Raw genomic sequence first — 24926 nt, 5'->3', positions numbered from 1 at the left:
AGGCCCGGTAAGCGCAGCGCCACCGGGCACACGATCAGTTCAGCTTCGCTTTCGAGAAATCGCTGCCCATCAGGCTTACGCTGTACCCGGTCACGTTGCTGCGGGTCGCGTAGAACGTTTTCCCGTTGGCCAGCGCGATCCACGGCGCCTGCTGATAGAAAATCTCCTGCGCCTGGCTATAGAGCTTCGCGCGCTCGGCCGGGCTGCTGGTCAGCTTCGCTTTTTGTACCAGGGCATCATACCCCTTATCGCACCAGCGCGCGGCGTTTGAGCCGGTTTTAATGCTGTTGCAGCCGAGCAGCACGTCGGCAAAGTTGTCCGGGTCGCCGTTGTCGGACATCCAGCCAAACAGCGCGGAGTCATGTTCGCCTTTACGCATTCCAGAGAGATATTCGCCCCACTCGTAGGAGACAATTTTGGCCTTCACGCCAACTTTGGCCCAGTCGCTCTGGATCATCTCCGCAATACGACGCGAGTTCGGGTTATACGGACGCTGAACCGGCATTGACCACAGCGTGACTTCCGCTCCCTTCTCCAGACCCGCCTGCTTCAGCAGGGCTTTCGCTTTTTCAGGATCGTAGCTGTAGTCCTTCAGGTCTTTATTGAAGCCCAGCATATTTGGCGGGATCGGCGATTTTGCCACCGTGCCCGATCCCATAAAGACCGCATTAACGATGGCCTTCTTGTCGGTCGCATAGTTAAGCGCCTGACGCACCAGCACGTTATCAAACGGCTTTTTCTCGGTGTTAAACGCCAGATAACCGACGTTCAGCGCATCGACCGAGTGCAGCGTCAGGTCTTTGTTGTTCTTGATGGCGTCAAACTGAACCGGGGACGGCGCAGGAATAATCTGGCACTCGTTGGTCTGCAGCTTCGCCAGGCGGGTTTCCACGTTTGGCGTAATGGAGAAGATGAGATGCTTCGTCGGCACTTCACCTTCCCAGTAGTTCGGGTTCGCGACGTAGCGGATCAGCGAATCCACTTTGTACTGCTGCAGCACGTAAGGCCCGGTACCAATCGGCCAGGTGTCCACGTTCTCAGGCGTGCCTTTTTTCAGCATTGCGTCGGCGTATTCAGCGGAGAGAATCGAGGCGAAATCCATCCCCCAGTCGGCCAGGAAAGCGGCGTTGGGCTCGCTCAGGGTGAACTGAACGTGGTAATCATCGACCTTTTTAACGTCCTGGATCAGCTTATCGAGACCCACATCGTTAAAGTATTCGTAGTTGCCCTGCGACACGTTGTGGTACGGGTGTTTAGGGTCTTTCTGACGCATGACCGAGAAAATAACGTCATCGGCATTAAAGTCGCGCGTCGGTTTGAAGAACTTGTTGCTGTTGAACTTCACTCCTTTACGCAGGGTAAAGGTATAGGTCTTGCCGTCCGGTGAAATCGTCCAGGATTCCGCCAGCGACGGCACCGGGGTGTTTTTCACCGGGTCGAAATTGATCAGACGGTTATACAGCACCTGGGAGCTGGCCACAAAAGACGGGCCTGAGCTGGCAATTTGTGGGTTGAAGGACTCGGGGGACGCTTCTGAACAGTAAATAAGCGTGTCGTTGTTTGCCGCCCATGCGGCACCGGCTGGTAACAGCGCGCTCAGCGCAAGGGCGAGCAGTGTTTTCCCTGTAGACATGGTTATAACCCTGACAGTTTTATTATATAAGACAGTAATAACAGCACAGGCGGTATGACCTGGCAAATAACGAAACACTATCAGGTTATTCTAAAGCCGCCTTTTTCGCTGTTTTAACCGCCAGCGTCCAAAAAGGTGATTTGCCTTAAGGGCCATTATTCGTCAAGCACAACCGTCACTTTCTATGCCGCAAGAAATCGGCCCTTTTAGCGTCTCTTCCCCCGTTTGGTTGCTTCCTCGTTTCGTTAAAGTAATGGTGTGAAGAAGTATATGGGATCAAATCGTGGCAAAAACTCTTTTACGCAGCGGTAATCTGGATGACTTTCAGGCCGTTGGCGGCGGCGGACAAGCCGTTTTCGAATCAGCGTTACAAATCCGGGAAGCGCTCCGGTTGCGCAAACAACAGGCCATCGTCGACTGTCTGGCGATTCCTCAGGTCAACGACAGCGGTGACCGCGTGGACTGGTATTCCCCGGTTGAAGGGAGCGTAACCAGCTGGAAAGCGGCCGATGAAGATGACCGTTATCGCGCCCTGCGCTATCTGGAAAACACGCTCGCCAGCGTCGAGTCGTTAAGCAAGAAATGCCTGCAGTCGCCCAAAACCGCGCAGCAGCTTTTTGGTTCTCTGCTGTCGAAGGCGTTTCAGTTCCCGGGTGAAAACTTCCTCTTCCTGGTAGACGGAAAGCCGGTCATCAGCTTCTGGGGGTTTGTAAACCTGAACGAGAGTGCGCGCGACGATGTCCTCGACTGCCTGCGTGAATCGCTGGTCCCTGAGCCTGCTCCCGTTGTCATTGAAGATCCTGAACCGGAACCTGAGCCAGAACCGCTGGTGACCTTTGAACAGGCTGACGAGCCGCTGATCGCCCCTTCCACGGTGGTGCGCATTACGCCGGAAGATCTGTATGAGCCAGAACCGGCCCCGGTCGTGGCGCAAGCCGTTAAGGAAACGCCCCCGGCGATTGTCGCGAAAAAGCGCCGCGTCCCCCTGTGGACGCTGCCGGTTGCCGCCGTGATCGTCGCCGCCATTGCCGCTCCACTGCTGTGGCCAAAACAGTCGCCTTCCGCTGAGCCCGCTCCGGCGCCTGCACCAGAGCCCGTCGAGATTGCGCCAAAACCGATCAAAGCGGTTGAACCACTGGCGATGAAATTACCGCTGCATCAGGCGGAGGTCGTGGCCAGCAAAGAAAAAGAAGTAGTTCCGGCGCCTGCACAAACAGCCGCTCCGGTGGTGATTGTCGCCATCCCGAAAGACGCCATGGTGATGGAAGCGAATCAGGTAAAAGCGGGATCGACACGTTTCCTGAACGGCACCTGGCGTGCGGTTCTCGACGTGAAAGATCCGGTCACCGGCAAGCCGCCATCAATGCGCTATCAAATCCAGAACAATAAAGGCTTCGCCCGGGTTGTTCATGGCGATAACGTGGTCTGCCGTGCGGAGGTCTTCTCCGGGCTGCACAGCAATGGCGAGCTGATGATTAAAAGTCGCGGTACCGCCCGCTGCACCGACGGTTCCCGCTACCCGATGCCGGAGGTTGCCTGTAAAGCCGGCACCAGCGATATTGCGGAATGTCGTGCCCGTTATGATGCCAATACCGTCGTCCCACTGACGTTCAAGAAAGCAGGTGCCTGATCCTATGCTGGTTAATCTTTGCGACTATAAACAAAGCGTCACGCTTATTGCCAACAGCGGCGTGCAGTTCCTTGATTTCGGTCTGACGCCGCAGGACACCGCCAGCAACGGGCGCTTCGTACGTAAAACCGCGAACGGCCCGCTGTTGCGCCTCGATTTCGACCTGGTCAACGGTCGCTATACCCTGCCGGGAATGAACGGCGGGCAGCCTGAAGTGGTCAAACCGGAAACCACCATCCCGCTGCATCAGTCTCTGACGGTGCTGGATGGCGTCTGGCTTCCGGTTCCGTTCCTGCGCTTCAACCCGCCGCGGACCTTTGTTGAAGGGCCGGATAACTGGGCCCGCGTTCAGGTGCGCAGGCTTGATACGCCCGATACGGCAGGCAATACGCACCGCGTCACTCTCGCCCTTGACAGCCAGATTGCCGATCATGCCACGTCCGCGCTCTCTCCGGTGGAAAACGATATTCTGAACGGGACCCGCTTCGCGCTGGCGTGGCGCGATAACGAGGTAGACAGTTTCCTCGATCAGACCTGGATTGACGGCTGGCTGCGCGAGGCGTTTACCCAGTATGCCGACGGCGTTGAGAACCGCTCTGAACGCGACCTGCAGCAGGCGATGCGCAGTTTTGAATATCAGGCCCACTGGCTTAACCTGCTGACCATGCTCGGTGAACAGCTCACCGTGCCGGAAGTGAAATTTGTTACCCATACGCTCAGCACGCCAGCCATTCCGGTTGACCTGATCCTCGACGTGGGTAATACCCACACCTGCGGCGTCATTATTGAAGACCACGGCGATGCGAACGATGGGCTGCGCCAGACCGCCGAGCTGCAGGTTCGCTCGCTCAGCGAGCCGCAATTCCTGAACGAGCCGCTGTTCACCAGCCGTCTCGAGTTTTCGGAAGCGCGTTTTGGCAAGCAGCACTTCTCGGTTGAAAGCGGTCGCGAAGATGCCTTTGTCTGGCCGTCGATTGTGCGCGTCGGTGATGAAGCCCGCAAACTGGCGATGCAGCGTCTGGGAACCGAAGGCAACAGCGGTATCTCCAGCCCGCGTCGCTACCTGTGGGATGAAACCCCGGTCGTGCAGGACTGGCGCTTTAGCCAGATGAACAGCAAAACCCAGCGTGAACCGCTTGCCACCGCATTCCCGCTGATGAACCTGATGAACGATGACGGCGAGCCGCTCTTCACGCTGCCGCAGGACGAGCGCCTGCCGGTCTTCTCGCCGCAGTACAGCCGCAGCACCCTGATGACGCACATGCTGTGCGAGCTGCTGGCGCAGGCGCTGGGACAGATCAATAGCGTCGCCACACGCTTGCGTCTGGGCTTCCCGGCGTCGCCGCGCCAGCTGCGCACCCTGATCCTGACTCTGCCCTCGGCCATGCCAAAGCAGGAGCGCGAGATTTTCCGTCGCCGCATGTTTGAAGCCATCGCCATCGTCTGGAAAGCGATGGGCTGGCACCCGCAGGATGAGGATTTTGTCACCCGCAAACAGCAGGAAAAAAGCGTGGTGCCGGTACCTGAAATCCAGATGGAGTGGGATGAAGCCAGCTGCGGTCAGCTGGTCTGGCTGTATAACGAAGCCATCTCCCGCTTTGGCGGTCAGACCGAAGCCTTCTTCGCCTCCCTGGCCCGCCCGGACCGTGAGCCTGAGCCGGGTAGCCAGCCGGGACGCGCGCTGCGCGTCGCGTCCATCGACATTGGCGGCGGGACAACGGATATGGCGATCACCCATTACCAGCTGGACGACGGTTCCGGCAATAACGTCAAAATCACCCCGCAGCTGCTGTTCCGTGAAGGCTTTAAGGTCGCGGGTGACGATACGCTTCTGGACGTGATTCAGCGCTACGTGTTGCCCGCTCTGCAAACGCAGCTGCAGAAATCCGGTATCGCGGATGCCTCGCTGCTGATGGCCTCGCTGTTCGGTGACTCCGGGCGCATTGATACCCAGGCCGTGCTGCGTCAGCAAACGGCGCTGCAGCTCTTTATGCCAATTGGCCATGCCATTCTTGCCGGATGGGAATCCAGCGACGTTGACGATCCGCTGGCCGGTCTGCATGCCACCTTTGGCGATCTGCTGCCTCAGAAGCCGACCCGCAACGTGATGAATTACCTGCAGCAGGCGATCGATCATGCCCTGCCTGCGGGTTCAGACGCTTTCGATCTGTTCGCGGTGCCGCTGCATGTGAACTTCCGCGAAATGCAGGATGCGATGCTGGCTGGGCAGTTTACGCTGGCCTCCCCGCTCCACGCGGTGTGTGAGGCGATTTCCCATTACAGCTGCGATATTCTGCTGATCACCGGACGCCCCGGCTGCCTGCCTGGGGTTCAGGCGCTCATTCGCCACCTGCAGCCGGTGCCGGTCAATCGCATCGTCTGGCTGGATAAATACCAGGTGCACGAGTGGTATCCGTTCAGCCAGCAGGGGCGCATTGGCAACCCTAAATCGACAGCCGCGGTGGGCGCCATGCTCTGCAGCCTGGCGCTCGATCTGCGTCTGCCGCGCTTCAACTTTAAAGCCGCGGACATTGGCGCGTATTCCACCGTGCGCTATCTCGGCGTGCTGGATAACACCGTCAATACCCTGCGCGAGGAAAACGTCTGGTATCAGGATATCGATCTCGATAAGCCCGGCGCTAAGCTTGACGCGCGTCTGCACTTCCCGCTGCGCGGTAACGTCACCCTCGGCTTCCGCCAACTGGCGAACGCGCGCTGGCCTGCCACGCCGCTCTACACGCTCAGCATTAACTCGGCTGAACTGGCCAAAGCCATTGCCGGTGACGGCGTGCTGAACGTGCGGCTGAAACTCTGCGGCGGCAGCAAGCAGGAAGGCCCGGAGGCCTTCGAGCTGAGCGATGCCTGGCTGCAGGACGGCACGCCGGTTGCGCCTGACGCACTAACCTTCAAACTGAATACTTTGGCCGACCGCCGACACAGCGGCAGCCACTACTGGATCGACAGCGGGAGCGTATACCTGAAATGACAGCGACCACGACCACCACTCAGGCCTTAATCGGGTGGATTAATGAGACGCGCCTGAACGCCCCAGTGCTGGATAACGATGCTGACGCCCTGCTTGCTCGCATCAACGCGGTGCAGGCGCGGGAGCAGGCCATTGAACGCGCCATGACTCGCCAGAGCAGCATTGGGCTTTACGGTCATTCGCAGAGCGCGAAAGCGCACCTGCTGCTGTCTCTGTGCGGCAGCGGCAATGGACGCCTTAACGTAACGCCAGGCCAGCGCACCTTTGACTATTTTTCGCATATCAATCCGGGACATGCCCTGACCAACATGGCCGTCCGCTTCACCCGGGAAACCCCGGAGGTGGCTGATGAGGCGTTCCCGCTGCGTCTGCGTCTGGTCACCGAGGCCGAGCTGGTACAGCTGTTTATTGCCCGCACGACCCTGCACCCGCAGATGCGCGCGGTGGATAAGGCGGTCATTGAGACACGTCTGGAGAAATGGCGCGGGCTGCGCCAGCCGCAGGGCGTGCCCGGTATCACTGCTCAGGAGGTGGGAGCGATTGCCCGCTTCTGGCAAAGCACCGTACCCGCAGCGAAACAGCAAATTGATGATGCCCTCTGGTATGAGTTTGCCCAGCTGGTGCCATCGCTCGATCTCAGCACGCGGGCCAGCGTCTGGTCCCTGCTGTGGGGCGAGCAGCAGGAGTTGACCCAGCAGTGGTTAAAACTGGCCCACGTGCTGCACCAGACCAGCCATGTCAGCGATCTTGCTGCCCCGCTTAGCCTGCTGGTGGACAGCTTTGGGCTGCCGGGTGAAGGATTCCTGACGCACGACGGCACGTTAGACCTTCAGGACGCGCAGGAGACGCTGCTTCATCCGCTGAATGGCGGTGAAATGCTTAACGCCATCAGTATCCCCGTCGATGTGCTGGCCTTCCTGACCCGCGAGCTGGTGTTGCCGGTTGAGAACGGCGCGCTGGACAACGTCGATATTATTGATATTCCGGTTTTTGAAGATAACCGTGCCGACCCGCTACGCCAGGCGAAATCCCAGTGGCTGCTCGAGCATTACCGTCAACAGCTTCAACCTGATGTGCTGGTGATTTGTAACGCGACGGCGCAGCACGAACAGACGGCCAAAAAAGCAAAAGTGTTGATGAACTGGGTGAAGGAGACGCAGCCTGCTGAAGAGTCTGCCCTTCCAGGTCTGGTGTGGGCGATCACCCCGCATGACGCCCGCTTTACCACCCGGCAGAACCTCGACGAAGCCGTACAGCATCTGCTCGGTAAGCCGGGCTTACGCTGGGGCACGCTGCAGGCCCTGGACAGCCACAGCATGCAGCGCGTCATTGAGTGGCTGTCTCAGGCCACGTTGCCCGCGCAGCGACAGAAACGTCTCGGCACGCTGAAAAATGCGCTGCATCAGGAGCTCTCGGCGCTGATGCAAAGCTACCTGGCACCGCTGGTTGAGGAACCAGGTACCCGACGAGCTCAGGCAGAAAACATGGTGCGCATGCTGCAAAGCAGTGCCGCCCGCCACGGCGAGCTGCTTGAAGGCCTGCTGCCGCCGCTGAAGGCCTTTGAAACGCTGCTGGCCGTTCAGCAGCCGCGCGAGGAGCAGGTTAACGGGCTGTTTACGGATACCATTGACCTGTTTGCCGATAATGCCCAGGAAAGCGCAGGCCTGTTCCAGACCAAAGACAAAGCGCGTCTGGCGCACAGAGTATGGATAAATCATCTGCGCCAGTGGAGCCGCAACGAGGCGACCGCCGCCCGTCTTGGGCTGGATTCTGAGGTGTTACAGCAAATCGCGGATGTGCTGGTCGTCACCAGCTACCGGCTGAATCTGCCTCAACAGCTGCAGCGAATTGTCGAAGCAGATAAAAGTAGCGCTGCGCAACTGCATGCTGTGATGGGCAATTTCGTTGGCTGGCTGGGTTATGACCAGACGCCCGTGGCGACGCGTCCGGCAAGCCGCATCCGTAAGGGCCAGGCCATCTTCGTCACGCCGGTGGTCAGCAGCGCCGAACCTCGCCTGACGCGCCTGGGAGAACAGCCTGTGCATGCGGCCACCACGTACGTTTACGACTGGCTGGTCGCCCTCTATAGCCGCGCGATAGAGAACATTGATTACCAGCATCCGCATGATGTTCAGCCTGACGCACGTCAGGCACTGCGGGCTTTAATAAAGTAGCCGCCCTTCTTGCCGGGTGGCGCTGCGCTTACCCGGCCTACATTTTGCAACGATAATAAATTGCACAACGATCACACCGTCATACACTCAGCTAACGTCTGTGCCAGCGCAGACGGGTTTTCCCACGACATTGAATGCCCCGCCGCAGGGATGATTTTTACCTCAACACCCTTTTGCTGCAGATTATCTACATCGTCATCCGGCAGAGAGAGCTCGCCGAAAATCAGCGTCACCGGGCAAGGGAGAGACAGGAACTGCGCTTCCCATTCCGGTTCAACGCCCGCCACCAAGCCAGATGCACCGCGCCAGACGGCATAAGCGGCATTGCTCTGCAGGCATCCCGCCCACGCTGTTTTTTCTGCGCTGAGCATGGCGTCATATCCGTGCTCCAGAAACTGTTGCTCGGTTTGCGCCGCTATAGACCGGCTGAACATGCCCCCACCCGCATGAAAATTGGGCTCTGACACCATCAGTCCCTTCACGCGCGTTGCCAGCAGCCCCGACGTTTCGATAGCAATACTGCCGCCCATGCTGTGGCCATATAACCAGAAAGAATCCAGCTCAAGATGGTCAATCAGTTCCGCGACAACGTGCGCCTGGTCAGTGGTTTTATAGCTGTAGTGCTCAGGCTTATCGCTGTAGCCGCTGCCGGGCAAGTCGATGAGAATCGCTCTGCGCCCGCCAAACAGCGGGTCACAAACGACGCGGGGATATTCATAGGAAGAGGCGCAGCCCAGCCCGTGAATGAACACCACGGGATCGCCGGTACCAGGCAAGTCGTGCCAGCGCACGGTGCAACCGGCCTGCTGCGAGTAAAAACTGTTCATAAGCACTCCTTTTATGATGCACTGTGTATTTATACAGTCATCACATCAGGAATGCTATGCTCATCTTTTAAAACTGGAAGCGTGCTTCAGAAAAGCGAGACCAGCAGCGCAACGGGAAAGCTCATTGGCCAGGTTGACCCCACCAGGAAAGCGCTGAGCAAGCGGATACGTTTGCGGTCTTTGGAGAGGAACCAGGTGATTAATGCGCAGATGGAAGCCATGATTGCGTAAAAAACCAACATCTTTTGATACAACGTCATTCTGTATACCAGAGCCGAAAAAATAACCGCACGCAATATGCGTCATATGTTGACACAGATCAAGTTTTTTCGTTACAGAATAACCACTTAAAAATTATGGCTAATAACAATTGAGCATCTTACGTAACACAAGTGGCGGGCAAGGAGAGCGCCTGGCCGCAAATGCGACCAGGCTGAGCGGATTAGTGTTTGATCATCACATGCCGCACGACCGTATAATCCTCAAGCCCGTAGACCGACATATCTTTGCCGTAGCCGGATAATTTCATGCCGCCGTGCGGCATTTCGCTCACCAGCATAAAATGGGTATTCACCCAGGTGCAGCCGTACTGCAGGCGCGCGCTCAGGCGATGGGCGCGCCCCACGTCTTTGGTCCAGACCGATGACGCCAGGCCGTATTGCGAATCGTTCGCCCAGGCCAGCACCTGCGCCTCATCGTCAAACTCGGTGACGCTCACCACCGGGCCAAACACCTCGCGCTGAACGATGGCATCGTCCTGTTTTGCCCCCGCCAGCAGGGTTGGCAGGAAGTAGTAGCCTGCCCCCTCTTTTTTGCTGCCGCCGGTGACAACGCGGATATGGCCGAGCGCTTTCGCGTCATCGACGGCCTGACAGACGCGAGAAAGATGGGCGGCCGAGCTGAGCGGTCCTAGTTCGGTAGAGGCATCCTCCGGTGCACCCATTTTAAGGCTGGCGACCGCTGCGCCCAGCTTTTCCACCAGCGCGGCATAAATGCCTTTCTGGGCATAAATACGACAGGCCGCCGTACAGTCCTGTCCGGCATTGTAGAAACCAAACGTCCGCACCCCTTCGACAACCGCATCCAGGTCGGCATCATCAAAGACAATAACCGGCGCTTTACCGCCCAGCTCCATGTGGGTGCGTTTAATGGAGGACGCCGTATGGCCGATGATATGTTCCCCGGTCGCAATCGAACCGGTCAGCGAAACCATGCGGACTTTTTCATGCCCGGTCAGCGGATCGCCGACCGTTTTCCCCCGCCCAAACAGCACGTTCAGAACGCCTGCGGGGAAGATATCTTTTGCCAGTTCTCCCAGCTTCAGCGCGGTCAGCGGGGTGATCTCTGAGGGCTTAATCACCACGCAGTTTCCTGCCGCCAGCGCGGGCGCGAGCTTCCACGCCGCCATCATCAGCGGATAGTTCCATGGTGCAATAGAGGCAACCACGCCCACCGGGTCACGGCGAATCATCGAGGTGTGTCCTTCAAGGTATTCCCCCGCAGCCAGGCCGTTCAGGCAGCGGGCCGCCCCGGCAAAGAAGCGGAAAACGTCCACCACCGCCGGAATTTCATCACCCAGAGCGCAATGCAGCGGCTTGCCGCAGTTGAGGGATTCCAGCTTCGCGAAAGTGTCGGCATGTTCTTCGATGGCGTCGGCCAGTTTCAGTAAGCACTCTGCACGGGCTTTCGGGGTGGTTTGCCCCCACTCGATAAAGGCACGATCGGCAGCCCGAACGGCAGCATCGACCTGCGCGGCAGAGGCTTCAGCGATGTCCAGCAGCACTTCTCCGGTGGCGGGATTGTAAACCGGCTGCTTTTCCCCTTCGCCAGTAATCAGTTCACCATTAATCAGCAGTTGGTTTTGCATAGCGTTGTCCTGTTTAAATCGAAGTTATTTCCCGCCACCAGCGATGTTCTCGCCGTCGCGGGTGAGCCACCAGGCTCCCAGAATGGGGAGAGTTGTCACCAGCATCACCAGCAGAGCAACGACGTTGGTGACCGGCACGTCGCGTGGACGCCCGAGCTGATTGAGCAACCACAGCGGTAACGTGCGCTCGTGTCCCGCGGTAAATGTCGTGACGATGATCTCGTCAAACGACAGGGCAAACGCCAACATTCCCCCGGCCAGCAGCGCGGAACCCAGATTGGGCAGCACCACATAGCGGAAGGTTTGCCATCCGTCGGCCCCGAGATCCATCGACGCTTCCACCAGGCTCCAGGAGGTGCGTCTGAATCGGGCAATCACGTTGTTAAACACCACTACCACGCAAAAGGTGGCGTGTCCGACCACGATGGTGAAAAACCCCGGCTCAAGGTTGATGGTTTTGAAGGCCGTCAGCAGCGCCAGACCGGTGATGATCCCCGGTAATGCAATCGGCAGCAGCAGCAGCAGCGAAATCGCATTCTTGCCAAAAAACTCGCTTCGCCACAGCGCCGCTGCAGCAAGCGTGCCAAGCACAAGGGCAATGGCGGTAGATAGCGCCGCAATTTGAAGTGACAACGTCACGGATTCAATAATATCGCCGCGCCCCGCCGCCACGCTAAACCACTTCAGCGTCAGCCCCTGCGGCGGAAAGCTGAAGGCGGCGTCTTCGGTGTTGAAGGCGTAGGTCGCGATAATCAGCAGCGGGAAGTGCAGGAAGATCACGCCTCCCCACGCTGCCACTTTCAGGAACAGCGGTGCGCGTTCAGAGTGCATCGAATGCTCCCAGACGTTTCACGAACGCCAGATAAAGAGAAATCAGCACGATGGGAACCAGCGTGAACGCGGCGGCCATGGGCATATTGCCAATGGCACCCTGCTGCGAGTAGACCATATTACCGATGAAGTAGCCCGGCGGGCCGACCAGCTGCGGAACGATGAAATCCCCCAGCGTCAGAGAAAAGGTGAAAATTGAGCCCGCCGCTATGCCCGGAATGGCCAGCGGCAGAACGACATAGCGAAAAGTCTGGCGAGGACGCGCGCCGAGGTCGGCTGAGGCCTGCAGCAGCGAGGCCGGCAGGCGTTCCAGCGCCGCCTGGATCGGCAGGATCATAAACGGCAGCCAGATATAGACGAAGACCAGAAACCGTCCCAGCCCGGAGGTGGACAAGGTGTTGCCGCCAATTGACGGGAGCGTAAGGAGTGAGGTCAGGATCGGCTCCAGCCCCATATGACTAAGAAACCACTGCGCCACCCCGTCCTTCGCCAGCAGCAGCGTCCAGGCGTAGGCTTTGACGATGTAGCTCGCCCACATTGGCAGCATCACGGCGATATAGAAGAAGGCCTTCCACTTGCCGTGAGTATAACGCGCCATGTACCAGGCCATCGGGAATGCCAGGATGGCGCTGGCAATGGTCACCGCAATCGCCATCGTTAACGTGCGCAGGATGATGTCGTAGTTTGCCGGGTTGAAGAGCGCCAGAATGTTCGCCAGGGTCAGGTCCGGCGTGACGGCCATGGTGAAATCGTCGAAGGTGTAAAACCCCTGCCACAGCAGCGTCAGCAGCGATCCTAAATAGACGATGCCAAACCACATCAGCGGCGCAAGCAGAAGCAGGAACAGGCCGAGCGACGGTTTACGCCAGAACAGTGCGGTCATGCGGCTTAAGCGGCCGCGCGGGGCGGGAGGATGCGCGACACTCATATCCATTTCACCTCTCCTCGTGCAGGCGAATCATCGCCTCGCGTGACCATGACGCCATGACAGACTGCCCCGGCGCAATGCCGCTCAGCGGCGAGGTTTCACTGAGATTAGCCTGGCTCACCAGCAGTTTGGCACCATTGGCGAGCTTCAGCTCCAGACGCGTGGCCGCCCCCTGATACTGAACGGCCTGCACGACGCCCTGAACCTGAACGTCTCCGCCCTCATTAAGGCGAATATGTTCCGGGCGCAGGGAATAGCTGCCTTCCATGCCGCATATTTTCTGCGCAAAGCCCGCATCGAAGACGTTAGAGGTGCCGACAAAACCGGCAACAAACGGCGTGCGCGGACGCATGTAGAGATCGCGCGGGGTATCCACCTGCTCGATGCGCCCGTTATTGAACACCGCTACCCGATCTGACATGGAAAGGGCTTCGCCCTGATCGTGGGTGACAAAAATAAAGGTGATACCGAGTTCCTGCTGAAGCTTCTTCAGCTCGAACTGCATCTGTTCCCGCAGCTTGAGATCGAGCGCTCCTAAAGGCTCGTCCAGCAGCAGGACGCGCGGTTCATTCACCAGCGCGCGGGCAATGGCGACACGCTGACGCTGGCCGCCGGAAAGTTGCGAAGGTTTGCGGGCAACGGCAAAGCTCAGGCCCACTTTTTCCAGGGCATCACGGGCCTGGGCATGGCGTTTTTTCTTGTCGACGCCTTTGACCATTAGCCCGTAGGCGACATTGTCGAGGATCGACATATGCGGGAACAGCGCGTAGTCCTGAAACACGGTGTTCACATCCCGCTCCCAGGGGGGCAGCTCGCTCGCCTCTTTGCCGAAGATAGAGATCGTGCCGCCTGACAGCTGTTCAAAACCGGCGATCAGACGCAGGCAGGTGGTTTTGCCGGAGCCCGAAGGCCCCAGCATGGAGAAAAACTCTCCGTCACGAATCGCAATGGTGACCCCATCCACCGCCCGGACGTCGCCGTACAGGCGGGAAACATTGTTAAACTCTACCGCGTACGTCATGTTCTGCTCCCGGGCAATTAACGACCGCCCATGATGGCGATGTAATCCTGCGTCCAGCGGCTGTAAGGGACAAATTTGCCGCCTTCTGCGATGGGGGTTTTCCAGAACATGATTTTGTCGAACTCGTTATAACCATTTGTTTCACAGCCTTTATCGCCCAGCAGCGTGCTGGCTTTACACCCTTCAGGAACCACGGGCAGGGAACCAAACCATGCTGCCAGATCGCCCTGCACTTTCGGCGTCAGCGACCAGTTCATCCATTTGTAGGCGCACATCGGGTGTTTAGCCTGCGCGTGGAGCATGGTGGTGTCCGCCCAGCCTGTCACCCCCTCTTTCGGGAAGACGGTGGCAATGGGCTGGTTCTCGGCCTTCAGAGCATTCGCCTGATACGGCCAGGCGCTGGAGGCCACGACGCCTTCGTTTTTGAAGTCGCTCATCTGGACGGTGGTGTCGTGCCAGTAGCGGTGGATCAGGGCATGCTGGTCGCGAAGCACCTTAAGCACGGCGGCATACTGTGCTTCGGTGAGCTGGTACGGGTCTTTGATACCCAGCTGCGGCTGCGTGGCTTTGACGAACAGCGCCGCATCGGCGATATAAATCGGGCCGTCATACGCCTGTACGCGTCCCTGATTGGTTTTACCGTCCGGCAGATCCTGTTTAGTAAAGACCACGCTCCAGCTGTCCGGCGGCGTCGGGAAGGTTTTGGTGTTGTACATCAGCAGGTTTGGCCCCCACTGGTACGGCGTACCGTAGACCTTGCCTCCGACGTTAAACCATTCCCCTTTAACAATCCGTTCGTCGAGGGTTTTCCAGTTGGGGATGAGGTCGGGGTTAATCGGCTGGACGCGTTTGCCCATGATCAGCCGCAGGGAGGCGTCACCCGAGGCGGTGACCAGATCGTATCCCCCCTTCGCCATCAGGCTGACCATTTCATCCGACGTGGCCGCCGTTTTGACGTTGACCGCACACCCGGTCTCTTTTTCAAACTGGGTGACCCAGTCGTAGTTTTTATCCGTCTGTCCCCGCTCGATGTATCCCGGCCAGGCGATAATATCCAGTCGACCTTCCCCGTCTCCAATGGCCTTGGGGGGTTCTGCGGCTTGCGCTGTCATGATAGTCATGCCGAGCGCACACAGGCTGCTGCGGGCAAAATTTTTGCTCATAAGAGTTACTCCTGTCGCAATGAAATTTAGCGGCAGCCGTGCCGTAAAAATATCTCCCTTATTAAACGTAGACCGCGTAAATGCGCCGCACCGTACGGCTTCAGGAAATTTCATCAAGGTGTGACCGAGGGCGCATTCCCCGTTAACTGGATTATAGACAAGGAGTTAGGCGCGAGAGACGGTATGCAGATTTCCTATGACAGGTCACCGCGAAATATTCGCAGTGCCGTCATCAGGATAAGAATTGATTATTTAAATAACGGAGAAAGGATTATTCCAGCATCGTGCTAATTAATTTCCCTAACTGAATGACCGCCTGCTCTTCCCGCTCTCCCCAGGCCCAGGAGGTATTAAAACGAAAGAACGGCGTCCACGCGTCAGAGGTGGAAAACATCTTTCCGGGAGCAATGCTGATGTGGTGCGTTAAGGCCTTTTCGCTCAGCAGCCCCGCATCTAGCTGTGCCGGAAGCTCCAGCCACAAAAAATAGCCGCTGTCGTTATGGTGAATTTTGACGCCGGCAGGCATATGGCGCAGAAGTGACTGCCAGGCCTGCTGCTTTCGCTCGGCCAGCGTACGCCGCAGGCGGCGCAGGTGAGCGTCGTAGCGTTTGGTCGCCAGGTAATCCACCAGCGCCAGCTGCATGGGAGAACTGGTTGAGAGCGTGCTCATCAGCTGTAGCTGCTGAATGCGCCGCGCGTGTTTTCCTGCTGCCACCCAGCCGATGCGAAAACCGGCCACCAGACATTTTGAAAAGGACGAGCAGTGAAGCGTCATGTCCTGACGATCCCACGCTTTCGCCGGGAGCGGCTTGTCGCGGCCAAAATAGAGTTCGCTGTAGACGTCATCTTCAATCAGCGGGACGTTGTGCTGCGTTAACAGCGCGACAAGCTGCGCTTTTTTCTCCGCGCTCAGCGTGAAACCGAGCGGGTTTTGGCTGTTGGTCATGATCCAGCAGGCTTTAACCGGGTACTCATTCAGCGCCTGTTCAAGGGCGTTGAGATCGATCCCCTCGCGGACGTCTGTCGCAATCGACAACGCTTTAAGCTTCAGGCGTTCCAGCGCCTGCAGCGCGCCGTAGAAACAGGGGTTTTCGACAATCACCCAGTCACCCGGCTCGGTCACCGCCTGCAGGCTAAGATTCAGCGCCTCAAGGGCGCCTGCGGTGATCACGATCTCTTCCGGGGAGATGTTCATCCCCTGCTGCGCGTAGCGACGGGCAATGGCGTGGCGAAGATCGACGTTACCCGGCGGCAGGTTCTCAATCACGCTCATCGCCGTCGCGGTTTTACTGACGTTCGCCAGCGAGCGGTTGAGCTGCTGAAGCGGGAAAAGACGGGGATCGGGAAACGCGGAGGCAAAAGGAACAACGGACGGGTCGCGGCTGGCCTGTAAGACGTCGAAGATGTAGGTATTGATATCCACCGCTTCGTCACGCATCACCTGAGCGGGTGGCGCAGGCTGGTGTGCGGTCGGGCGCGAGGCAACGTAATAGCCCGACTGCGGTCTGGCGACAATGCGCCCCTGACTTTCCAGCATCTGATACGCGTGGCCAACGGTCATAAAACTCATGCCGCTGCTTGCCACCTGCTCTCGCAGGGAAGGCAGCTTATCACCCGGCAGCCATACGCCAAGCTCAATCTGCGAGATAATTTGTTGCGCCAGACGCTGGTATTTTTTCATCAGATTCTCCTTATGACCGACAGTGTATATCAGCAGGAGAAAAAGAGAAGATTTAGCTAACTGTTATAGTCTGGAAGATGAATTACTTACGGTATTCGGTCACGTGGCTCTGAGCGGAATGCGCGGCGGCCAGGTGGTCGAGCGTGATCATCGGCGATTTGCAAAAAATGCATTTCGCGCCAAACGGGTTTTTCTCAGACACATCAAAGGCTGAGGTACGGTACTGCGAACCATGGCAGCATGGGCAGCGAAAATGGATATAAGAAGTCATAGGATTCTCCTGAAACGTTAAAACGTAAATTACTAATGGGCCGATTGGGCATAATGGTTTTAAACAAAACGAATCGGAATGTAGATAAAGACCCAAGAGAGGCTGCGGAGAGGCACAACGTGATGAGAACTGCTTTATAAAACTACGTCAGATATTTATTTGGACTCAAAACCAGAAGACCATTAACGCACGGCGCTGACGACAAAGCAAGCGGTTTAATGCGGAAAATTCATAAAAAGAATGTTTTTATTCCACAGCCTCAAGGTATATCAGATGGCCAAAGCGTGAAATTTACGCCAACTGTTATGGTTAAAATTCGCTTTTCTGCGTCTGCTCGTCCGATCTCCGCCCCTATACCATAACAGCACACCGTTTGACATTGAGGCTGTGCATGTTTGGTTTAGATGCTTTTCACCTTGCACGGATACAGTTTGCCTTTACCGTATCCTTTCACATTATTTTCCCGGCCATCACCATTGGTCTCGCAAGCTACCTTGCCGTACTCGAAGGGCTGTGGCTGAAAACAAAAAATCCGGTCTGGCGCTCCCTGTACCATTTCTGGTCGAAGATTTTTGCCGTCAACTTTGGCATGGGCGTGGTCTCCGGGCTGGTGATGGCCTACCAGTTTGGCACCAACTGGAGCGGCTTTTCGCAGTTTGCGGGGAGTATTACCGGCCCGCTGCTGACTTATGAAGTGCTTACCGCCTTCTTCCTCGAAGCCGGATTCCTCGGCGTAATGCTGTTCGGCTGGAACAAAGTCGGGCCGGGACTGCACTTCTTCGCTACCTGCATGGTAGCGCTGGGGACCATCATCTCCACCTTCTGGATCCTCTCCTCGAACAGCTGGATGCAGACCCCGCAGGGCTATGAGATCGTCAACGGTCAGGTGGTACCGGTAGACTGGTTCGCGGTGGTGTTTAACCCCTCCTTCCCTTACCGCCTGCTGCACATGTCGATAGCCGCGTTCCTGAGCAGCGCCCTGTTTGTGGGCGCATCGGCGGCATGGCATCTGCTGCGCGGCAATAATACCCCTGCCATCCGCGCGATGTTTTCGATGGCGCTGTGGATGACGCTGATTGTCGCCCCCATCCAGGCCATGGTTGGCGATATGCACGGGTTGAACACCTTAAAGCACCAGCCCGCCAAGATTGCCGCCATTGAAGGCCACTGGGAAAACCCGCCGGGTGAGCCGACCCCGCTGCTGCTGCTTGGCTGGCCGGATATGGAGCAGGAGCGCACCCGCTTTGGGCTGGAGATCCCCGCGCTCGGCAGCCTTATTCTGACGCACAGCCTGGATAAACAGGTACCGGCGCTGAAAGAGTTTCCAAAGGAAGACCGCCCGAACTCCACCATCGTCTTCTGGTCGTTCCGCATTATGGCGGGTCTGGGCATGCTGATGCTGCTGCTTGGGGTGACGGCTCTCTGGCTGCGCTATAAAAAGCGCGTTTATTCTTCCCGACCTTTCCTGTGGTTTGCGCTGTTGATGGGACCATCCGGGCTGATTGCTATTCTGGCCGGGTGGATCACCACCGAAGTGGGCCGCCAGCCGTGGGTGGTCTACGGACTCCAGCGAACGAAGGATGCGGTGTCTGCCCATGGCGATCTGCACATGAGCGTGAGCCTGCTGGCCTTCTTCATCGTCTATACCTCGGTATTCGGCGTGGGTTACAGCTATATGGTGCGCCTCATCCGAAAAGGCCCGCAGCCGCATGAATCTTTCGCCACCGAGTCCGACGGACGTCCGGCGCGCCCGCTTTCTGCCGTCACAACTGAACACAAGGAGCAGCCATAATGGGTATCGATCTTTCCATTATCTGGTTTGTCATCATCGTCTTTGCCACGCTGATGTATATCGTCATGGACGGTTTTGATCTGGGGATCGGCATTCTGTTCCCGGCAACGCGAAACGCCGACGATCGCGACGTGATGGTCAACAGCGTCGCGCCGGTCTGGGACGGAAATGAGACCTGGCTGGTGCTCGGCGGCGCCGCCCTGTTCGGCGCGTTTCCGCTGGCCTATGCGGTCATCGTTGATGCCCTGACCATTCCGCTGACGTTAATGCTGATCGGACTTATTTTCCGCGGGGTGGCATTTGAGTTTCGCTTTAAAGCCACCCCGGCTCACCGTCCCTTCTGGGATAAGGCGTTTATAGGCGGTTCCATTCTGGCGACGTTTACCCAGGGCGTGACGGTAGGAGCCGTCATTAACGGCTTTACCGTCACCAGTCGGGCCTATACCGGCGGTCCCTTTGACTGGTTTACCGCGTTTAACCTGTTTTGCGGCGCGGGGCTGGTGGTAGCCTATGCACTGTTAGGCTCTACCTGGCTGGTGATGAAAAGCGAAAACGCATTGCAGCAGCGGATGCGTGAGGTGTCGAAAACGCTGTTAATCGTGCTGCTGGCGTTTATTGCGGCGATCAGCCTCTGGACGCCGCTGGCGCAACCGGCCATCGCTGCGCGCTGGTTTACGCTGCCGAATCTGTTTTATCTGCTGCCCGTCCCGGCGCTGGTCGTGATGTTTAGCCTGTACCAGTGGCGCTGCCTGAATAATCCCGACAGCCATAGCCGTCCGTTTATTCTGACGCTGGGGCTGATCTTCCTCGGCTTTAGCGGGCTTGGGATCAGCATCTGGCCGCATATTATTCCACCGTCGATCACCCTGTGGCAGGCGGCCGCACCGACGCAAAGCCAGGGCTTTATGCTGGTCGGCGCGCTGTTGATCATTCCCGTTATTCTGGTCTACACCTTCTGGAGCTACTACGTATTTCGCGGCAAAGTTCAGCATGGGGAGGGTTATCACTGATGCAACAACCGGTCTGGAAAAGATTGCTGTGGCTGGCCATTATCTGGGGCGGCAGCGTACTGGCGCTGGCTGCTGTCAGTATGCTCTTCCGTATGCTGATGACGGCGGCAGGGTTTAAATCGCATTAACGTCATTCCGGGCAACCGCTGCGTTGCCCGGTACCTCCCCCCGCACTTTCAGATAAACCCCATTAACGCACGGCAGAGTATCGTTACACTGGAAAAAGATTCACAGTATTTATAGTTTGAGAAGAAAAATGAAAAAGCTCATTGCGTTAAGCGTTATTAGTCTTGTCCTTACCGGGTGCGTTAATCCGGGTAAAGCCTCCGTTCAGCCGGAGCAACTTCAGAACCACCGCTTTGTGCTGGAAAATGTAAACGGTAAGGCAGTGAAGAGTGCGACAACGCAACCTGAGATCGGTTTTAGCGCGCTGCCAGATATCAGCCTGGTTAATAACATCAGCGTTTCTGGCCAGATGTGTAACCGCTTCAACGGACAGGGGAAATTGTCCGAAGGCGAGCTTAAGGTTAAAACGCTGGCCATGACGCGCAAGCTATGTACTGAACCGCAGCTGAATGAGCTGGATCAGGCCATCGGCGACATGCTGCGCAAAGGGGCGCAGGTCGACCTGACTGAAGACCAGTTAACGCTGGCCACGGCCGATAAAACGCTGATGTTTAAGCGTGCAGAATAATCAGTAGTTACCGCAGCTTCCAACGGCAAGCGACTGTTCGCTACAGCGTTTGCCATTTGGTAAGGCGCACATCCCAATAGCAGAACCATCCAGCTGACGGGCGACGGACAGCGAACCGCCAATCATTGCGCAGTTAGCCTGACCCGAGCTGGACATCGCCGCCTTCATTCCCGGCGCCACGTGGGCTGCCGTTGCCTGCTGAACGGGTTCACTGCTACATGCCGACAACAATAATGCGGCACACCCTAACCAAAATGCTGAGCGCATGCTCTCTCCCCCATGAATAAAGCGAAACCTATGCATAATAGGCATCACATCCCGTGTCGTCGAGAGCGAAAGTGCGTATTTATGCGCTTCAGAAACAATTTCTCGCAATTTTTTCGCCAAAAGTTTGATCTACTCATTGATGGCGAGAATACCGAGGACACAAAAGCGAAAATCGTAAAATCACCCATTTGCTAGAATACACAGATAATATTCAGGGTTTGTTGCCGTAATACAGACCCCTATTTTTTGCGCAATGTAAGGGTGTTGTCCTATGCAAACTATTGACGGTAATGGTGCAGTTGCCTCAGTCGCGTTTCGCACCAGTGAAGTTATCGCCATCTACCCAATTACGCCAAGTTCTACCATGGCTGAGCAGGCGGATGCCTGGGCGGGTAACGGGTTAAAAAACGTCTGGGGCGATGTCCCGCGAGTGGTTGAAATGCAGTCGGAAGCCGGTGCGATTGCCACGGTGCACGGCGCGCTTCAGACCGGCGCGCTTTCCACGTCGTTTACCTCTTCTCAGGGATTGTTGTTAATGATCCCGACGCTGTACAAACTCGCCGGGCAACTGACCCCCTTCGTTCTGCACGTCGCGGCGCGTACCGTTGCCACCCACGCGCTCTCTATCTTTGGCGATCACTCTGACGTGATGGCCGTACGCCAGACCGGCTGCGCGATGCTGTGCGCCAGCAGCGTTCAGGAAGCTCAGGACTTTGCCTTAATTTCGCATATTGCCACGCTCAAAAGCCGCGTGCCGTTTATTCACTTCTTTGATGGTTTCCGCACCTCTCACGAAATCAACAAAATCGTCCCGCTGGCCGACGATACTATCCTGAATCTGCTTCCGCAGACGGACATCGACGCGCATCGCGCCCGGGCCCTTAACCCTGAACACCCGGTTATTCGCGGCACATCGGCGAACCCCGATACCTATTTCCAGTCCCGCGAGGCCACGAACCCGTGGTACAACGCGGTTTACGACCATGTTGAACAGGCGATGAATGACTTTGCCGCCGCGACCGGCCGGGAATACAAACCCTTTGAGTACTACGGCCATCCACAGGCGGAACGGGTCATTGTGTTGATGGGCTCGGCCATCGGCACCTGCGAGGAAGTTGTTGATGAGCTGCTGACGCGCGGCGAAAAAGTTGGCGTGCTTAAAGTACGTCTCTATCGTCCGTTCTCGGCGAAACATCTGCTCTCTGCGCTGCCGGAGACCGCGCGTACCGTTGCGGTGCTCGATCGCACCAAGGAGCCGGGCGCCCAGGCGGAACCGCTGTATCTGGATGTGATGACTGCTCTGGCCGAGGCCTTTAATCACGGCGAACGTGAAACACTGCCGCGCGTGATCGGGGGTCGCTATGGGTTATCGTCCAAGGAGTTTGGTCCGGACTGCGTGCTGGCGGTATTCAACGAGCTCAGCGAAGCGAAGCCCAAGCCGCGCTTTACCGTCGGCATTTATGATGATGTGACGAATCTGTCCCTGTCGCTGCCGGAAAACACCCTGCCCTCAACCGCCAAACTTGAGGCGCTGTTCTATGGTCTGGGCAGTGACGGCAGCGTCTCTGCGACCAAAAACAACATTAAAATCATCGGTAACTCCACGCCGTGGTACGCCCAGGGGTATTTTGTCTATGACTCCAAGAAAGCCGGCGGTCTGACTGTTTCCCATCTGCGGGTGAGCGAACAGCCCATCCGCTCTGCGTATCTTATTTCTCAGGCTGATTTTGTTGGCTGTCACCAGCTGCAGTTTATCGATAAATACCAGATGGCCGAGCGCCTGAAGCCCGGCGGTATTTTCCTCCTGAATACGCCATACAGCGCGGACGAAGTCTGGGCGCGCCTGCCGCAGGAAGTGCAGGCGGTGCTAAACCAGAAAAAAGCCCGTTTCTATGTGGTTAACGCCGCAAAAATTGCCCGCGAATGTGGCCTTGCTGCACGTATTAATACCGTAATGCAGATGGCCTTCTTCCATCTGACCAATATCCTCCCGGGCGACAGCGCGCTGGTAGAACTGCAGGGTGCGATTGCTAAAAGCTATAGTAGCAAGGGCCAGGAGCTGGTCGAACGTAACTGGCAGGCGCTGGCGCTGGCGCGCGAGTCGCTGTTCGAAGTCCCGCTGCAGCCGGTCAATGCCGCAAGTCCGAACCGCCCTCCGGTCGTGTCCGATGCGGCGCCTGATTTCGTGAAGACCGTGACGGCGGCGATGCTGGCCGGGCTGGGTGATGCCCTGCCCGTCTCTGCGCTGCCGCCAGATGGCACCTGGCCGATGGGCACCACCCGCTGGGAAAAACGAAACATCGCCGAAGCGATCCCCATCTGGAAGGAAGAGCTGTGTACCCAGTGCAACCACTGCGTGGCAGCCTGCCCGCACTCTGCCATACGTGCCAAGGTGGTTGCACCGGAAGAGATGGAAACTGCACCAGCCAGCCTGCATTCGCTGGATGTGAAATCCCGCGATATGCGCGGACAGAAATACGTTCTGCAGGTCGCGCCGGAAGATTGCACCGGCTGTAACCTCTGCGTCGAGGTCTGTCCGGCGAAAGACAGGCAGAACCCGGAGATCAAAGCCATCAATATGATGTCGCGTCTGGAGCATGTTGAAGAGGAGAAGGTCAATTATGACTTCTTCCTGAATCTGCCGGAAATCGATCGTAGCAAACTGGAACGCATTGATATTCGCACTTCACAGCTGATCACGCCGCTGTTTGAGTATTCCGGAGCCTGTTCCGGCTGTGGTGAGACGCCGTATATCAAGCTGCTTACCCAGCTGTACGGCGACAGGATGCTGATTGCCAACGCTACCGGCTGTTCGTCTATCTATGGCGGTAACCTGCCCTCCACACCGTACACTACTGACGCCAACGGTCGCGGTCCGGCGTGGGCAAACTCGCTGTTCGAGGATAACGCCGAATTCGGTCTGGGCTTCCGCCTGACCGTTGACCAGCACCGCGCACGCGTGATGCGCCTGCTGGAGCAGTTTGCCGGGCAGCTCCCTGCTGAGCTTAATGACGCGCTTCACGCGGACGCATCGCCTGAAGAACGGCGTGAGCAGGTTGCTGAGCTGCGTCGCGCGCTTCAGGGCGTGGCGGGCGCTGAACAGCTGCTGACCGACGCTGACGCCCTGGTCGAAAAATCGATCTGGCTGATTGGTGGTGACGGCTGGGCTTACGATATCGGCTTTGGCGGGCTGGATCACGTGTTGAGCCTGACCGAAAACGTCAATATCCTGGTTCTGGATACACAGTGTTATTCCAATACCGGTGGCCAGGCGTCAAAAGCCACACCGTTAGGCGCTGTGACGAAATTCGGTGAACACGGTAAACGCAAGGCGCGCAAAGATCTCGGTGTGAGCATGATGATGTACGGTCACGTTTACGTCGCGCAAATCTCGCTGGGTGCCCAGCTTAACCAGACGGTAAAAGCCATCCAGGAAGCGGAAGCGTATCCTGGCCCGTCGCTGATCATTGCCTACAGCCCGTGCGAAGAGCACGGCTACGATCTGGCACTCAGCCACGATCAAATGCGACAGCTGACCGCGACCGGCTTCTGGCCGCTGTACCGGTTCGACCCGCGCCGTGCGGACGAGGGTAAGTTACCGCTGGCGCTGGATTCACGTCCGCCTTCAGATGCCCTGGCCGAGACGTTGATGCAGGAACAACGCTTCCGTCGCCTTAACGCGCAGCAGCCGGAAGTGGCCGAACAGCTCTGGAAAGACGCCGCGGCCGATCTGCAAAAACGTTATGATTTCCTGGCGCAGCTGGCGGGTAAAGCCGAAAAATCGACCAGCGACTAGTTTCTCAGCCCGGCGTGTCCGGGCTTTTTTTTGCCATAAAAAAACCCGGTGTATTCACACCGGGCGGATCCAGATAATCAATAAATATCTATTTAGTTTCCTAAATATTATTCACGCGAATTATGGATAAATAATCTTAAAGGCATATAACGCCGCCAAGAATAGCTTAACTAATGCCTGATTAATAATTTTAATTTATTATGTTTTGCATTAATACATTCATCAAACAGATGACCATTACCATTGATTTATTCGGTTTAGATTTTACTTAGTTCGTAACAATTATAATTTATTACTCTTACACAGGAGTGATTTAGCATGAGACAACTTTCTCACTTGGGAAGTTCAACAGGTA

Annotated in this window: 19 protein-coding genes; 8 read left to right on the top strand and 11 right to left on the bottom strand. The window is 57.2% G+C overall.

The window, feature by feature from the left end; translation table 11 throughout:
• Positions 1-34: 34 nt before the first annotated feature.
• Positions 35-1633: an ABC transporter substrate-binding protein gene (locus ACDO57_RS04910; RefSeq protein WP_157189256.1), complete on the bottom strand. Its 1599-nt coding sequence runs from the start codon at positions 1631-1633 to the stop codon at positions 35-37.
• A 283-nt stretch (positions 1634-1916) separates the two neighbouring features.
• On the opposite strand from ACDO57_RS04910, the gene ACDO57_RS04905 reads away from it, so the two are divergent.
• Genes ACDO57_RS04905 through ACDO57_RS04895 form a run of 3 tightly spaced genes read left to right on the top strand, consistent with a single transcriptional unit; the run spans position 1917 to position 8423 of the window.
• Positions 1917-3263 carry an SrfA family protein gene (locus ACDO57_RS04905; protein ID WP_370883592.1) on the top strand — a complete coding sequence of 449 codons (1347 nt, stop codon included), beginning with the start codon at positions 1917-1919 and terminating at the stop codon, positions 3261-3263.
• 4 nt (positions 3264-3267) lie between these two features.
• Positions 3268-6249 carry a virulence factor SrfB gene (locus tag ACDO57_RS04900; protein WP_370883591.1) on the top strand — a complete coding sequence of 994 codons (2982 nt, stop codon included), beginning with the start codon at positions 3268-3270 and terminating at the stop codon, positions 6247-6249.
• Positions 6246-8423: a virulence factor SrfC family protein gene (locus ACDO57_RS04895; RefSeq protein ID WP_370883590.1), complete on the top strand. Its 2178-nt coding sequence runs from the start codon at positions 6246-6248 to the stop codon at positions 8421-8423. The genes ACDO57_RS04900 and ACDO57_RS04895 overlap by 4 nt, the downstream gene beginning before the upstream one ends.
• 71 nt (positions 8424-8494) lie before the next feature.
• Here ACDO57_RS04895 and ACDO57_RS04890 read toward each other — a convergent pair whose 3' ends face one another.
• The 9 genes from ACDO57_RS04890 to ACDO57_RS04850 form a co-directional block, all read right to left on the bottom strand.
• A complete protein-coding gene (locus ACDO57_RS04890; RefSeq protein ID WP_370883589.1) occupies positions 8495-9250 on the bottom strand; it encodes an alpha/beta fold hydrolase in 756 nt (251 codons plus the stop codon).
• A gap of 86 nt (positions 9251-9336) precedes the next feature.
• On the bottom strand, positions 9337-9510 hold the full coding sequence (locus ACDO57_RS04885; RefSeq protein WP_013096478.1) for a GhoT/OrtT family toxin: 174 nt from the start codon (positions 9508-9510) through the stop codon (positions 9337-9339).
• Positions 9511-9692: 182 nt separating this feature from the next.
• Positions 9693-11117: an aminobutyraldehyde dehydrogenase gene (gene patD, locus ACDO57_RS04880; RefSeq protein ID WP_370883588.1), complete on the bottom strand. Its 1425-nt coding sequence runs from the start codon at positions 11115-11117 to the stop codon at positions 9693-9695.
• A 24-nt stretch (positions 11118-11141) separates the two neighbouring features.
• Positions 11142-11948 carry an ABC transporter permease gene (locus ACDO57_RS04875; protein ID WP_024907243.1) on the bottom strand — a complete coding sequence of 269 codons (807 nt, stop codon included), beginning with the start codon at positions 11946-11948 and terminating at the stop codon, positions 11142-11144.
• The gene (locus ACDO57_RS04870) at positions 11938-12882 is read right to left on the bottom strand and encodes an ABC transporter permease (RefSeq protein WP_370883587.1); all 945 of its coding nucleotides are present in this window, start codon (positions 12880-12882) and stop codon (positions 11938-11940) included. Before ACDO57_RS04870 ends, ACDO57_RS04875 begins: the two co-directional genes overlap by 11 nt.
• A 1-nt stretch (position 12883) precedes the next feature.
• The gene (locus ACDO57_RS04865; RefSeq protein WP_370883586.1) at positions 12884-13897 is read right to left on the bottom strand and encodes an ABC transporter ATP-binding protein; all 1014 of its coding nucleotides are present in this window, start codon (positions 13895-13897) and stop codon (positions 12884-12886) included.
• Positions 13898-13914: 17 nt separating this feature from the next.
• Positions 13915-15060: a putative ABC transporter substrate-binding protein YdcS gene (gene ydcS, locus ACDO57_RS04860; protein ID WP_024907240.1), complete on the bottom strand. Its 1146-nt coding sequence runs from the start codon at positions 15058-15060 to the stop codon at positions 13915-13917.
• Between the two features lie 271 nt (positions 15061-15331).
• Positions 15332-16741 carry a PLP-dependent aminotransferase family protein gene (locus ACDO57_RS04855; RefSeq protein WP_090416750.1) on the bottom strand — a complete coding sequence of 470 codons (1410 nt, stop codon included), beginning with the start codon at positions 16739-16741 and terminating at the stop codon, positions 15332-15334.
• A gap of 82 nt (positions 16742-16823) precedes the next feature.
• Positions 16824-17012, bottom strand: a complete 189-nt coding sequence (locus ACDO57_RS04850) for a hypothetical protein (protein ID WP_032645155.1) — start codon at positions 17010-17012, stop codon at positions 16824-16826.
• A gap of 391 nt (positions 17013-17403) precedes the next feature.
• Between ACDO57_RS04850 and ACDO57_RS04845 the strand changes: the two genes are divergently transcribed.
• The 4 genes from ACDO57_RS04845 to hslJ all read left to right on the top strand — a co-directional run bounded on the left by ACDO57_RS04845 (position 17404) and on the right by hslJ (position 20508).
• Positions 17404-18804, top strand: coding sequence for a cytochrome ubiquinol oxidase subunit I (locus ACDO57_RS04845; RefSeq protein WP_157189265.1), 1401 nt, complete (start codon positions 17404-17406; stop codon positions 18802-18804).
• Complete coding sequence (cydB, locus tag ACDO57_RS04840; RefSeq protein WP_024907234.1) at positions 18804-19814, top strand: cytochrome d ubiquinol oxidase subunit II; 1011 nt, start codon at positions 18804-18806, stop codon at positions 19812-19814. The genes ACDO57_RS04845 and cydB overlap by 1 nt, the downstream gene beginning before the upstream one ends.
• Positions 19814-19942 (top strand): DUF2474 domain-containing protein, encoded by a 129-nt coding sequence (locus tag ACDO57_RS04835; protein ID WP_008501283.1) that lies wholly within the window; start codon positions 19814-19816, stop codon positions 19940-19942. The genes cydB and ACDO57_RS04835 overlap by 1 nt, the downstream gene beginning before the upstream one ends.
• Before the next feature lie 128 nt (positions 19943-20070).
• Complete coding sequence (gene hslJ, locus ACDO57_RS04830) at positions 20071-20508, top strand: heat shock protein HslJ (RefSeq protein WP_208762925.1); 438 nt, start codon at positions 20071-20073, stop codon at positions 20506-20508.
• On the opposite strand, the gene ACDO57_RS04825 is transcribed toward hslJ, so the two are convergent.
• Positions 20509-20775: a DUF333 domain-containing protein gene (locus tag ACDO57_RS04825; protein WP_024907232.1), complete on the bottom strand. Its 267-nt coding sequence runs from the start codon at positions 20773-20775 to the stop codon at positions 20509-20511. It lies immediately after the preceding gene.
• Between the two features lie 271 nt (positions 20776-21046).
• On the opposite strand from ACDO57_RS04825, the gene nifJ reads away from it, so the two are divergent.
• Positions 21047-24571 carry a pyruvate:ferredoxin (flavodoxin) oxidoreductase gene (gene nifJ / locus ACDO57_RS04820; RefSeq protein WP_370883585.1) on the top strand — a complete coding sequence of 1175 codons (3525 nt, stop codon included), beginning with the start codon at positions 21047-21049 and terminating at the stop codon, positions 24569-24571.
• Positions 24572-24926 lie beyond the last annotated feature (355 nt).

The sequence above is a fragment of the Enterobacter cloacae complex sp. 2015409 genome (genome assembly GCF_041365315.1).
Lineage (GTDB): Bacteria > Pseudomonadota > Gammaproteobacteria > Enterobacterales > Enterobacteriaceae > Enterobacter > Enterobacter pseudoroggenkampii.
The sequence above is the reverse complement of the archived record's forward strand: the minus strand, read 5'-3'. Positions and strand labels throughout refer to the sequence as shown.

Excerpts from the sequence above, each read along its gene's own strand:
- ACDO57_RS04910 (WP_157189256.1), bottom strand. The coding sequence starts at position 1,633 with ATGTCTACAGGGAAAACACTGCTCGCCCTTGCGCTGAGCGCGCTGTTA.
- ACDO57_RS04900 (WP_370883591.1), top strand. The coding sequence starts at position 3,268 with ATGCTGGTTAATCTTTGCGACTATAAACAAAGCGTCACGCTTATTGCC.
- ACDO57_RS04895 (WP_370883590.1), top strand. The coding sequence starts at position 6,246 with ATGACAGCGACCACGACCACCACTCAGGCCTTAATCGGGTGGATTAAT.
- ACDO57_RS04890 (WP_370883589.1), bottom strand. The coding sequence starts at position 9,250 with ATGAACAGTTTTTACTCGCAGCAGGCCGGTTGCACCGTGCGCTGGCAC.
- ACDO57_RS04885 (WP_013096478.1), bottom strand. The coding sequence starts at position 9,510 with ATGACGTTGTATCAAAAGATGTTGGTTTTTTACGCAATCATGGCTTCC.
- patD (WP_370883588.1), bottom strand. The coding sequence starts at position 11,117 with ATGCAAAACCAACTGCTGATTAATGGTGAACTGATTACTGGCGAAGGG.
- ACDO57_RS04875 (WP_024907243.1), bottom strand. The coding sequence starts at position 11,948 with ATGCACTCTGAACGCGCACCGCTGTTCCTGAAAGTGGCAGCGTGGGGA.
- ACDO57_RS04870 (WP_370883587.1), bottom strand. The coding sequence starts at position 12,882 with ATGGATATGAGTGTCGCGCATCCTCCCGCCCCGCGCGGCCGCTTAAGC.
- ACDO57_RS04865 (WP_370883586.1), bottom strand. The coding sequence starts at position 13,897 with ATGACGTACGCGGTAGAGTTTAACAATGTTTCCCGCCTGTACGGCGAC.
- ydcS (WP_024907240.1), bottom strand. The coding sequence starts at position 15,060 with ATGAGCAAAAATTTTGCCCGCAGCAGCCTGTGTGCGCTCGGCATGACT.
- ACDO57_RS04855 (WP_090416750.1), bottom strand. The coding sequence starts at position 16,741 with ATGAAAAAATACCAGCGTCTGGCGCAACAAATTATCTCGCAGATTGAG.
- ACDO57_RS04850 (WP_032645155.1), bottom strand. The coding sequence starts at position 17,012 with ATGACTTCTTATATCCATTTTCGCTGCCCATGCTGCCATGGTTCGCAG.
- ACDO57_RS04845 (WP_157189265.1), top strand. The coding sequence starts at position 17,404 with ATGTTTGGTTTAGATGCTTTTCACCTTGCACGGATACAGTTTGCCTTT.
- cydB (WP_024907234.1), top strand. The coding sequence starts at position 18,804 with ATGGGTATCGATCTTTCCATTATCTGGTTTGTCATCATCGTCTTTGCC.
- ACDO57_RS04835 (WP_008501283.1), top strand. The coding sequence starts at position 19,814 with ATGCAACAACCGGTCTGGAAAAGATTGCTGTGGCTGGCCATTATCTGG.
- hslJ (WP_208762925.1), top strand. The coding sequence starts at position 20,071 with ATGAAAAAGCTCATTGCGTTAAGCGTTATTAGTCTTGTCCTTACCGGG.
- ACDO57_RS04825 (WP_024907232.1), bottom strand. The coding sequence starts at position 20,775 with ATGCGCTCAGCATTTTGGTTAGGGTGTGCCGCATTATTGTTGTCGGCA.
- nifJ (WP_370883585.1), top strand. The coding sequence starts at position 21,047 with ATGCAAACTATTGACGGTAATGGTGCAGTTGCCTCAGTCGCGTTTCGC.